Below are 11,928 nucleotides of genomic sequence, written 5' to 3'. Positions count from 1 at the left end.
ATACTTATGTCAATGCGATAATATTAGTATGTTGGCGCACTTTTTTATCCGAATTGATGCGAAATTTAGTTAACATTATGGTTTCTGTAGAATTGTTCACCCCAGAGGCTCCTGTAAAGCGCCAGTTAGAACTCTTAGCCCCCGCTAAAAATGCCGATTATGGCATTGAAGCTATTCGTCATGGTGCTGATGCGGTTTATATTGGTGGCCCAGCGTTTGGTGCCCGTCACAATGCTGGCAACAGTATTGAAGACATTGCTCGCTTAGCAGAATTTGCTCATCGTTATCATGCCCAGGTGTTTGTGGCCTTAAACACTATTTTAATGGATGACGAACTTGATAAAGCCCAAAAGCTAATTTGGCAGCTTTATGAAGCGGGCGTCGATGCCTTGATTGTGCAAGACATGGGGGTGTTACAATTTGATCTTCCGCCTATTGCGTTACATGCCAGCACCCAAACCGATAACCGCAGCCCAGAAAAAACGGTATTTTTTGAGCAAGTTGGTTTTTCTCAGGTGGTGTTAGCCCGCGAGCTGAATATTCCCCAAATTCGTGATATCGCAGCCAGCACAAAAATGAAGTTAGAGTTCTTTATTCATGGCGCTCTGTGCGTCAGCTACAGTGGTTTGTGTAATTTAAGTCACGCTTACTCTAATCGCAGTGCTAATCGCGGTGAATGTTCACAAATGTGTCGATTACCCTGTAATTTGACCACGCGTGAAGGCGAGGTCTTAGCCGAAAATAAGCACTTATTGTCATTAAAAGATAATAATCAAACGGATAATTTAGAGGCGTTAATTGATGCGGGTATTAGCTCGTTTAAAATTGAAGGCCGTTTAAAAGACATTACTTACCTTAAGAATGTTACCGCACATTATCGCCAGCAGCTTGATGCGATTATTGCCAAGCGTGCCGATCTTGAATCTATCTCTCATGGTCGTTGCGAATTTAATTTTACTCCCGATCCTGATAAAAGCTTTAACCGCGGTAAAACCGATTATTTTGTTAATGAACGGACCGAGGCGATTGAGCATTTTAGTTCGCCTAAGTTTATTGGTGAAAAAGTGGGCCGAATTACTCATGTCGGTAAAGACTTTATTAAAATCGATACCAGTGAAAGTGGTAAAGACATTCACTTTAACAATGGTGATGGTCTGTGTTTCTTTGTTGAGCATTATGAAACTCAGCGTTTGTCTGACGATAAACTCTCTGGTGTACGCATCAACCGCGCAGAGGGCAACACCTTATATTTAACTGAAGTGCCCAAAGATCTTAAAATTGGGGTGATGATGTTCCGAAACTTTGATCATAAGTTCGAAGCTATCCTCAACAAAGATTCAGCTAGCCGTAAAATTGCTGTCGATATGCAATTCTTTGATACTGATGACGGCGTAGGCTTAACGATTACCGATGTGCATAATATTAGTGCCACCGTCACTTTAGTGTGCGATAAAGCTCCTGCTAATGATCAGGCTAAAACCGCTGAAAATTTGAAAAAACAACTTAGTAAACTTGGCAGTAGCGACTTTGTGCTGAATAAGATTAATTTGCTGACACAAACCATGTGGTTTTTACCTGCCTCTGTGGTCAATGAGTTACGCCGCGATGCCGTAAGTGCATTAATGGCGGCAAGGGTTGCCAGTTACCAACGACCTGAGCGGTGGGTGCATGATAAAACGGCGCGTTTTCCACAAAAAGCATTGAGCTTTTTATCCAATGTTGCCAACGAAAAAGCCAAATCGTTTTATCATCAACATGGGGTGATTCAAATTGAAGACACCTATGAAAAAAATAATGTGTTACATGATGCGCCGTTAATGGTGACCAAACATTGTCTCCGCTACAGCTTTAATCTATGCCCGAAAGAAGTTGAAGGTATTAAAGCTGATCCGATGTTTTTAGATGTTGGCAAAGATAAATTGAAGTTAGTATTCGACTGCCATAAATGCGAAATGATGATTGTTGGCTCCAACCAATTAGTCAAACAATAATGGTGTAGCAGCAATATTTTATTCATCATTGCTTTTCCAGTGGCAATATTCTCCTTGTCACTGGATAAGTTTTTTGAATAAGCTGAAAAAACAGCCATTAAATAGCTGCCCAAACTCGTGCGTTTCGAGTACACTGCGCGGCTGAAATTTCATGGGTTTAAGCCTGTGATACCTTAAGTTAGGAAAGAATAGATTATGAGCGATAGCAAAAAGTATGCTTTACGTGTTATTCAAATTGAAAACACGTGGAAAACTGAAATTACTCGTCGTATGACAGCGACTAAAACCATAGTATCAAAAAGCCAAGATGGTTTTGCCACAGAAGCTGAAGCCATTGCATGGGGCGAGCAATCACTGCAAGGTTTTTTAGCTAAGCAAGCTGATCGTAACAAGCGTAAAACTGAGAAACACCTTAAAGCTAAAAGCGTAGCCGCGGCCATTGCTGCTGAATCAGCTATCGACGAAGAAGAACTTTTCGACGCTGAAGATGATGCTGAAGATGACGAAACGTTTAATTAATATGTTATCCAAGATGTAAATGTTATAGATAAGTTTCAATTTTTGTATGTTCAGGATAGGATATGCTCAATTAGAATGGTTTCGATCAACTTATCTTTATCTTGACCAAATAAGGATTCATTTGGATGAACAAGATTGCTGCAATTATTGGCTGCTCGGGGTGCATAGGGATATTGTTCCTGTTCCCGAGTAGTGCATCTGCTACCTCTCAAATCCCCATGACATTTGGTGAAGTTGGTCATTCATCAGCTACTGCTGTGATGTCTGATGATGTTCAGCAACTGACAAAGCTGTCTGCGAAGTTTGGTTTTTTACCACCATTGGATTGGAAGCTTGCCTTTAATGAAAAACGTGGTGATATGACCATGGCTGAGTTTGTTCCTAGTGATGAGTCGTTAAATAATTGGTCTCGTTTAGTCTGTATGCAAGGCTTTAAGGGCTTAGCCGATGACGTTGAACCAGAACAATTTTTAAATTCAATGGCTGACACTTATCGACAACATTGCCAAGGGCAGGTTATTTATCAACAGCTCGGCAGTTCTAAGGTGGATGGCCTCGAGGCTGTGCATGGTTTATTAGGTTGTACCAGTATGCCTAATATTCATAGCGCTTCAGCTGTGATTGAAACGTCTTTTATATCCCCTTTACAAGGTGAAATGGGCTATTTTACGGTAATAAGTGACGACGATGATGTCTACCTTATTCATAAATCTATTCGTACCGACATATTTACTCCTGATACTGCACCTATCACTATCGATAATTATCGTCAGTTTATGACCCAGCCCTAATCATTTTTTCTCGGTGTTGAACATTAACCCGAAGATCTCATTTACACTTATTTGTATCCAAGTTTCAACTTTACATCTTGATGTTTACGAATGTAAATGTGTGCTCAACAGTTCGCTTAGCCTTTAAGACCATAGCAATCTATGAGTTTATTTATCATTAAGTTGAATTATCTGTGAGATTACCTTTTGTAAGTATGAAGTACACCTTAGGATCCGTTATAATCGCCGCGTTATTATTTTGCTGCGCAAACGGTTACGTTTAGCACGCAGTGACTTAATACAAGCTTGTCATAACCAAAGACATATTTTTTAATGTTGAGCTGAGCCTCATGTTATTTTAATCGCTCACCTAAAGGCTAAATCAGCGTTGAGGTGAGTGAGTCAATCTTTATGGTGCTTGCCGTGGGTCAATATCCCACAGCAGGATAATCGGGAAACCAGTGCAAGTCTGGTACTGCCCCCGCAACGGTGATTGGTGAGAGTCAGGTGCGCAACTCGATTGCGTTAATCATCTAGACTCGCGCGTGCTATGCCATTGAGGCCTTAGCACCACAGCCTTAGTCCGGAGACCGGCCTTAAAGGTGATTTCGATGATTTCGGTGGGCAGATCTCGAAATGTAATATAATACCGCTCGTTGGCATACCCTAAGAATTGATCTGTAGATTTGCCAACAGTCGTCATCTATATTGCGGCACTTTTGCCCCATTTTTCCTTTCAGGAGTTAAAGGTAAATGGGTACTAAACCAACAAAAATTGCATTGCTATTAAGTGCATTCTTCAGTGTAGTCAGTGTGAATGCTATGGCAGCAGACTCAGCGGCTACATCTTCTTCATCTTCAGCAATCAGCATGGATGAAACCCTAGTGGTTATTGGTCGTAATGCTGCTAAGCCATTAAATATTGCTGCCAACGTCAATGTGATTGATGCTGCTGACATTCAAATGAGCGGCGCGACTAACTTAACCGATTTATTACGTGGACAATCTGGTATTCAGGTGTCGGATAATAATTCGGGAACAGTATTTTCTATGCGCGGATTTTCAGCTTCGCAAGCGGCGAATAACACCCTGATTTTAGTCGATGGACGCAGACTGAATAACATTGATATTGCAGCACCGAGTATTGAATCTATTCCAATTAACTTAATTGAGCGAGTTGAGATTCTATCTGGTAGTGCTGGTGTGTTATATGGCGATCAAGCTGTTGGCGGCGTTATCAATATTATTACTAAAGCACCAACAGAAACCAGTGGTGGCATACAAGTCAGTGGTGGCAGTTTTGACACTTATGAAGCTAAAGGTGATATTTCGGGTGCTATCAATGATGCATGGCGTTACTTTTTAGCGGCGAGTTATAACAAAAGTGATAATTACCGCGACAATAACGACAATGACACCAGTTCTATTTTAGGTCGCATTCAGTATCAAACTGACGTAGAAGACTTTTTTGTCGAAGTTAATTATTTTGATAATGATCGTCAAGTACCAGGCGCACTGACCTTAGCGCAATATGAAGCCAATCCTCGTCAAGTGGCTCCTTTTTCTGAGGGTGAATTCACTCATGAAATGACCACCGCATTACGCAGTGGCTATCAGTACCAGTTAAATAATATTTGGGCATTGAGTGCCGATTTAACCTATTCTGACACGTTAATCACCAGTCTGTTATATGGCAGTGAAGGGCGAATTGAGCGTGACTTATTAAGCTTTTCGCCTAAAGCGACCGCCAATTATCACTTAGATCATGGCGACTTGAATTTGGTCACCGGCATTGATGTGAGTACAGGTGAAGCAGATTTTGATACGGCTTCTATTCAACGCAATAATAAACAGACTCAACGTAGTGCTTATGTTCAAGCATCAGTGCCTATTACCAAGACATTATCTTATGTAGTAGGTGGCCGTTACTCGGAAGTGACTGACGATTTGTATGATCAGTTACTTTATCCTAACCGTATTGAAATTGATAATGACGCCCATGCACTTGAGTTTGGTGTTAATTATCGTCCGAGCAGCGAACATCGTTTTTATGTTCGTGCTAATGATAACTTCCGCTTTGCCAAAGTCGATGAACAAGCTTATACACCGCTGACAACTCAAGGGTTAGATCCACAAACGGGTCGCTCTTATGAAGCGGGTTGGGATTATACCACTGCCACTCAAACATTGAAGATCAATGCTTATCAACTTGAATTAGAAGATGAGATTGTTTACGAAGGTGGTCGAACTGATGGGCCTTATGGTGGCGGTGCTAACGTTAACGCTGATAAATCACGTCGTTTTGGTATAAGCACGGCTTATGATGTGCAGCTTTCAACGAATTGGTTATTAGGTGCGTCGTACGACTATATTGATGCAGAATTCACTCAAGGCGAGAACGACGGTAAAGCATTATCTTGGGTGGCCAAGCACTCTGGTAAAGCTTATATGAGTTACGACATATCTGCTCATTGGCAAGCGTTTGTTGAAGGTGTTTACACTGGCGAGCGTTACATGGAAGGCGACAACAGCAATACTGGCGATAAGTTAGACAGTTATGTATTAACCAACCTTGCGTTGAATTACAGCTATGTAGGGTGGAATGCCAGTTTACGTGTTGATAATTTACTTGATGAAGACTATGTCGGCACAGGGTATTACTCTGCTTATGGCAGTGGCTATTATTCAGGTACTGGTCGTTCAATTAGACTTACAGCGGGTTATCGTTTCTAGATAATTTAGTTGATCAAGTCTTAGTCACAACAGCCAGTAAATTATTACTTATGAAAGCCAGTGAACTATCGCTGGCTTTCGTTTTAATATACCGTTAAATTGATTAACAGTGTGTTAATTTTAAAAAAGGTAATCGATAGATATGACGAGTCTTGAGCAACAAGTTTTTACTCAAGTTAAAGCTATTATTAGCAATGAAGAGCAAGTCATTGGTCGTCGTGGCATATTAATTCCATTAAAAAAAGCCCTGATTAACGAAGCTGATATTAGAATCGTAATCGATATAGTCTCTGCTGATCCGGCATTGGCTGCACACTTGTTATTGCGCATTAATAGCGCCCATTCAGCTGGAATGATATCGACTAAAAGTCGCAGTGTTAAAGATTGCTTAATTCGTTTAGGCCAAGTGAATATCTATCGATATGCATTTTCATTTTATCTTAAAGAACGCCTTGATGAACTTTCTGAACCTTACAAAAAATTAGTTCAAGGTTATTGGGCCTTAAATGAAACGATTGCAGATGATTGTTTAGAACAGTTACGTGAGCAGATTGAAACCGGTGATAACATCAAAATTGATGCGGATGAAATGCAAACCTTAGCATTATTTAGTGTTTTTGGTCAGGTGATTGTATTAACGGCTTTTGCCTATTTAAATGCAGAGCTGTCTCGCCCCGTGTCACTAAAAGTATTAAAATCACTGATTGATAACCAGCAACAACAATTATCCCTTGATGCATTTGATGCATTTGATGCATTAGGATTGGATGACGATTTACGCGAAGAATTTTTAATTGCCCATAACTTACGCCAAACACAAAACCCTGATTCTCCAGGACTTGTGCTTCGACGCGTGTTATCTAAAAGAGGTTTATTAATCAACCCGCTGTAAATTTATACCTTCACTTGCTACCAGCTCGAGCCACTGTTGAATTAAATTTGCATTGGTGGCATCGCGGCGATACGCGCCAAACAATGGACGTTTTAGTCCTTCTGCGCCTAATTTTACCGCCGTAAGACTCAGCCCCTGACTTTCTCGAATAGACCAAGTTGGTAGGGTGGCTACGCCATCATTACAGGCAACTCGCTGCAATAACATTGAGGTTAAGTCGCATTGTTTTTGCTCACCAGGTTCAATACCAGCGGGCTCTAAAAAGTGTTTGTATATGTCTAAACGCGCTAGAGGCACTGGGTAACTGATCAAAGTTTGCTTTGCCAATTGAGCTGGGGTTACAAAGGCTTGCGTCGCCAATGCGTGATCACTGGCAACGACTAACTTTACTTCAAAATCAAATAGATGTTGATAAGCTACGCTATGTCCAGGCACTGGGTCAGAGGTGAGCACTATGTCTAAACTCCCCGTTTCCAACGCATTGAGTGAATCAAATAAATGACGACTTGAAATATCAATTTGAGCTGCTGGCGCATATTGTTTAAATTGTTCAATAACCGGCATTAACCAACGAAAACAACTGTGGCATTCAATGCCGAGCTTAAGTTGTTGGCTTTCACCCTCTAAACCGCGCTTAAGATCAGATTCGGTTGCAATCACTTTCGGTAAGATTTCTTCCGCTAAATTCAGCAGACGTGAACCTTCGTGAGTAAACGTTAACGGTTTACTTTTACGAACAAAAATAGTTGAGTTAATCCGTGTTTCTAACTCTTTTATTTGATGAGAAAGCGCCGACTGGGTTACAAATCGTTTTTTAGCTGCACCCGCTAAACTGCCACTTTCCTTTAACGCCATCAAGGTGCGAAGGTGTCTAAGCTCTATCATTTTCTCTCCACATGAATCTTGCTCAACTAGCCGATGAAATCAATTCGATTGCTTGACAGCAGAGTAGCACAATAAACGTCTAGACGTCCAGACGCCTATGCGGGTTTTTCTGCATAAATGGCTATAAATTTTGCTTCAACGAAAAGGAAAGCAGCATGAAAATTTCAAGTTTAGGATTTCCCCGCATTGGACGTCAGCGTGAATTGAAGTTTGCACTTGAGCGTTATTGGCGCGCAGAAATCTCATTATTTGAACTGAAACAGGTCGCCAGTGAATTAAAAAAAACGCATTGGCAGTGGCAAGCAGATGCCGGCGTTGAGTTAGTTCCAGTAGGCGACTTTGCTTATTACGACCAAGTATTAACCCTAAGTGCCACCTTAAATGTGATCCCAGATCGCCACCGAGCTACTCAAGCCGATGGCAGCCAAGCGCCTATCGATATAGACACCTTATTTCGTGTTGCCCGTGGCCGATCGCAAACTGGCCAACATGCTTGTGCGGCAGAAATGACCAAGTTTTTTAACACTAACTATCATTATCAAGTGCCTGAATTAAGCGCTGATCAAAGCTTCGAGATTGCCTTTGAACAGTTGTTTGATGACGTCAGTGAAGCGCAGCAACTCGGTCATCAAGTAAAACCGGTATTGCTTGGCCCAGTGACGTATTTGTATTTATCGAAAAGCCTGACTGAGTTTAACAAGCTATCGTTATTACCGCAGCTACTGACGGTTTATCAGCAGATTTTGCAACGTTTTGCAGACCAATGTGTGAGTTGGGTACAACTTGATGAGCCAGTATTAGCCGCAGACTTAACCGAGGAGTGGCAGCAAGCCATTCGCCACAGTTATCAATTTTTAGCGCAACAAAAACCGGCATCATTGAAGATATTACTTGCCAGTTATTATGGCTCTATTGGCCATCATCAAGCATTGGTGAGTGCATTACCAGTTGATGGTTTGCATCTTGATTTAGTCACAGCACCACAACAAGTTGAGGCGTTTATCAAAGCGCTCGGCAGCCAACAAGTTTTATCGGTTGGAGTGATTAATGGTCGCAACGTGTGGGCTGCCGATGTTGATGTTATTGCTGATCAGCTGGCAGAATTAGCGACCACGTTGGGCGATCGTTTGTGGATTGCACCTTCATGTTCATTGTTACATTGTCCGGTTGATGTTGACGTCGAGACGCAACTGATCAGTCCGTTACGGGGACAATTAGCATTTGCCAAACAGAAACTGTTTGAACTTAGTGACATTCAGCAGTTAATTAACGATCAAGATTCACAAAGCAGCCAAGTGATTATTGATCGTTGCCAGCAAAGGCGTTTAGCCACAGCTGCTGCAACTAATCAAGAGGTTGTTCAACGTGTGTTACAGCTTACTGCGAGTGATTTTGAACGTCATAGCCCTTTTGCTCGGCGTATTATTGCTCAGCAACAGAAGCTAGCACTGCCATTACTTCCCACAACCACCATAGGCTCATTTCCGCAAACGCCTGCGATTCGTGGTTTACGCAAACGCTGGCGTAAAGGCGAAATCAATGACACTGATTACCGATTACAGCTTGAGCAAGTCACTCAGGACACCATTTGTCGTCAACTTAAACTCGGTATTGACGTATTAGTGCACGGTGAAGCTGAACGAAATGACATGGTGGAGTATTTTGGTGAACAGCTCGATGGTGTTGGCTTTACTCTATTTGGTTGGGTGCAAAGTTATGGCTCTCGTTGTGTAAAACCACCGCTAATTTATGGTGATGTATCACGTCCTAAGCCGATGACGGTTGATTGGGCTACCTATGCGCAAAGTTTAACCGACAAGCCTGTCAAAGGCATGCTAACAGGCCCAGTGACCATCTTGCATTGGTCGTTTGCTCGAGAAGATATCCCTCGTCAAGATATTGCCAATCAACTTGCGTTAGCGGTGCGCGATGAAGTGATCGATTTAGAAAAAGCCGGCATTGGCATTATTCAAATTGACGAGCCAGCATTTCGTGAAGGTTTACCGATTAAACAGAGCCAGTGGGCAGATTATTTAACTTGGGCAGTAGATGCCTTTAAGTTGTCGGCGGCTGGTGTAGACGATGCAACTCAAATCCATACTCACATGTGTTACAGCGAATTTAATGACACCATTAATGCCATAGCGGCTATGGATGCTGATGTGATCACCATTGAAACATCGCGCTCACGGATGGAATTATTGAATGCGTTTGAAGATTTTTGTTACCCGAACGAAATAGGTCCTGGGGTGTATGACATTCACTCGCCCAATATTCCAACGGTAGCCGAAATGGTTGACCTTATTACTAAAGCTTCGCAGAAAGTGCCGGTGAAACAATTATGGGTTAACCCTGATTGTGGTTTAAAAAACCGTACTTGGGATGAAGTAGAGCCAGCGCTGCGCAATATGGTTGAAGCGACTAAAGTGCTTCGACGCCAATGTTAATTAGCATGATGCTGATCACAATGGGTCATTGTGCTCCACCAGCTGATCGCTGGAGCTGCGGCTTTGTTGCAGAACTCTGTGATTAACTTCTCAACCTTGCGATACTGGCTGATGGGGTATTCACTGCGGACTCATTGAGCCTATTTGCTGTGAACTGAGCCATTATTGACTACACTCAAAATACGTCTTTCAGTTAACAAAAGGAGCGATTATGAGTCACACTTATAAAGTCATTGAGCTAGTGGGTTCATCACCGATCAGTTCAGATGAGGCGATCAAAAATGCGATTGCAGAAGCCAATAAAAGTTTATTACATTTGCGCTGGTTTCAAGTTATCGAAACCCGTGGTCACTTGGAAGAAGGTTTAGTGGCTCACTGGCAAGTCACCGTTAAAGTGGGTTTTACCTTAGACCCTAATGCTTAGTTGTCGCATGTGGTTTATGCATCTCTGGGTAGACCCTTTTGGATTGATCTGATCACTCGTTGAGTTTTACGTGAAAGCGCCGACTGTGGCGCTTTTTGTATTTGTTGCACTAATGCCCATTCAATATGTTCAAGCACCATGCCATCCACTTCATCACTGTGTTTACGTTGCTCTAATGCGCTAATAATGGCCGGATTAGCCGGAGCATTACCTAATGCTATCGCGATATTACGTAACCAACGTTTATGGCCAATTCGGCGAATCGCGCTGCCTTCTGTTTGGCTTAAAAATTGGCTTTCAGACCACGCAAATAGAGTCAGTAAATCGGGTTGAATAAGCGCACTGCGAGTATGAAAATCTGTCTCTTGGGTCAGTGGTGCTTTAGCATTAACTGGGCACACGAGTTGGCAATCATCACAGCCATAAATACGATTGCCGATGAGTGGACGAAACTCTTCTGGAATAGCGCCCTGCAATTCAATGGTTAAGTAAGATATACATCGCCTTGCATCGACCACATAGGGTTCGACAATCGCATCTGTTGGGCATGACTTTATGCAGGCTACGCAAGTGTTGCAGCCTTCTTCGATTGGGATATCTAACGGCAAAGGTAAGTTAATTAATAACTCGCCGAGAAAAAACCAACTGCCGGCATCAGGGTGTAAAATGAGTGAGTGCTTGCCCGTCCAGCCTAGTCCCGCTTTATCGGCTAATGGACGTTCTAAAATCGGTGCAGAGTCAACAAACGGTCTAAAATCTGTGTTGTGAAAGTCGAATTGTTGGCAATATTGATGAATTTTATCACCGAGTTTTTTAAGCCGTTGGCGGATTAATTTATGATAATCACGTCCACCGGCATAGCGAGAAATATAACCAAGATTGGGGTCGGTTAAATTACTGGCAAAGCCAGCGTCAGGCGGCAGATAATCCATCCGGGCACAAATGACTCTAATGGTTCCTGGATGTAATTCAGCGGGTCTAGCCCGCATCATTCCATGATTAGCCATGTAAGCCATCTCACCGTGGTAACCTTTATCTAACCAATCTTGTAATACTGCCTCATGTTGGCTTAAGTCGACATCAGCAACACCAATATGAGCAAAACCAAGTTCTTTACCCCAAAGCTTGATCTGTCTATTGAGCACATCAAGCTGAGCCGCGGTCAATGGACAAGGCTCGGGGATTGAATTGATCTCAGGATCGGTAATTGGATCAGGCGTTAATACTGGGGTCGTTGTTGTCATAACACTATCATTAAGTAAACACA

At 42.3% G+C, this 11,928-nt stretch carries 9 protein-coding genes and 1 riboswitch; of the genes, 7 read left to right on the top strand and 2 right to left on the bottom strand.

Annotated elements, in window-relative coordinates:
* The first annotated feature begins 77 nt into the window (after positions 1-77).
* The 5 genes from H5185_RS03035 to H5185_RS03015 all read left to right on the top strand — a co-directional run bounded on the left by H5185_RS03035 (position 78) and on the right by H5185_RS03015 (position 6,905).
* Entirely contained in the window at positions 78-1,991 is a 1,914-nt protein-coding gene (locus H5185_RS03035; protein ID WP_124015554.1) for a U32 family peptidase, read from the top strand.
* A gap of 195 nt (positions 1,992-2,186) precedes the next feature.
* Positions 2,187-2,510 carry a DUF3622 domain-containing protein gene (locus tag H5185_RS03030; RefSeq protein ID WP_182697498.1) on the top strand — a complete coding sequence of 108 codons (324 nt, stop codon included), beginning with the start codon at positions 2,187-2,189 and terminating at the stop codon, positions 2,508-2,510.
* Positions 2,511-2,635: 125 nt separating this feature from the next.
* A complete protein-coding gene (locus tag H5185_RS03025; protein WP_182697497.1) occupies positions 2,636-3,301 on the top strand; it encodes a hypothetical protein in 666 nt (221 codons plus the stop codon).
* A gap of 374 nt (positions 3,302-3,675) precedes the next feature.
* A riboswitch (cobalamin riboswitch) is annotated at positions 3,676-3,894 on the top strand.
* Positions 3,895-4,033: 139 nt separating this feature from the next.
* Entirely contained in the window at positions 4,034-6,013 is a 1,980-nt protein-coding gene (locus H5185_RS03020) for a TonB-dependent receptor (RefSeq protein ID WP_182741333.1), read from the top strand.
* A gap of 142 nt (positions 6,014-6,155) precedes the next feature.
* Entirely contained in the window at positions 6,156-6,905 is a 750-nt protein-coding gene (locus tag H5185_RS03015; protein ID WP_182741332.1) for an HDOD domain-containing protein, read from the top strand.
* On the opposite strand, the gene H5185_RS03010 is transcribed toward H5185_RS03015, so the two are convergent.
* On the bottom strand, positions 6,888-7,790 hold the full coding sequence (locus H5185_RS03010; protein WP_182697494.1) for a LysR family transcriptional regulator: 903 nt from the start codon (positions 7,788-7,790) through the stop codon (positions 6,888-6,890). The genes H5185_RS03015 and H5185_RS03010 overlap by 18 nt on opposite strands.
* 155 nt (positions 7,791-7,945) lie before the next feature.
* Between H5185_RS03010 and metE the strand changes: the two genes are divergently transcribed.
* Both metE and H5185_RS03000 read left to right on the top strand, forming a co-directional pair.
* Positions 7,946-10,237, top strand: a complete 2,292-nt coding sequence (gene metE / locus H5185_RS03005; RefSeq protein ID WP_182741331.1) for a 5-methyltetrahydropteroyltriglutamate--homocysteine S-methyltransferase — start codon at positions 7,946-7,948, stop codon at positions 10,235-10,237.
* 211 nt (positions 10,238-10,448) lie between these two features.
* Positions 10,449-10,661, top strand: a complete 213-nt coding sequence (locus tag H5185_RS03000; protein WP_124015561.1) for a dodecin — start codon at positions 10,449-10,451, stop codon at positions 10,659-10,661.
* A 14-nt stretch (positions 10,662-10,675) separates the two neighbouring features.
* On the opposite strand, the gene queG is transcribed toward H5185_RS03000, so the two are convergent.
* Complete coding sequence (gene queG, locus H5185_RS02995) at positions 10,676-11,905, bottom strand: tRNA epoxyqueuosine(34) reductase QueG (RefSeq protein WP_165870056.1); 1,230 nt, start codon at positions 11,903-11,905, stop codon at positions 10,676-10,678.
* Positions 11,906-11,928 lie beyond the last annotated feature (23 nt).

The sequence above is a fragment of the Shewanella sp. SG44-6 genome, from assembly GCF_014164185.1.
GTDB lineage: Bacteria > Pseudomonadota > Gammaproteobacteria > Enterobacterales > Shewanellaceae > Shewanella > Shewanella vesiculosa.
The sequence above is the reverse complement of the archived record's forward strand: the minus strand, read 5'-3'. Positions and strand labels throughout refer to the sequence as shown.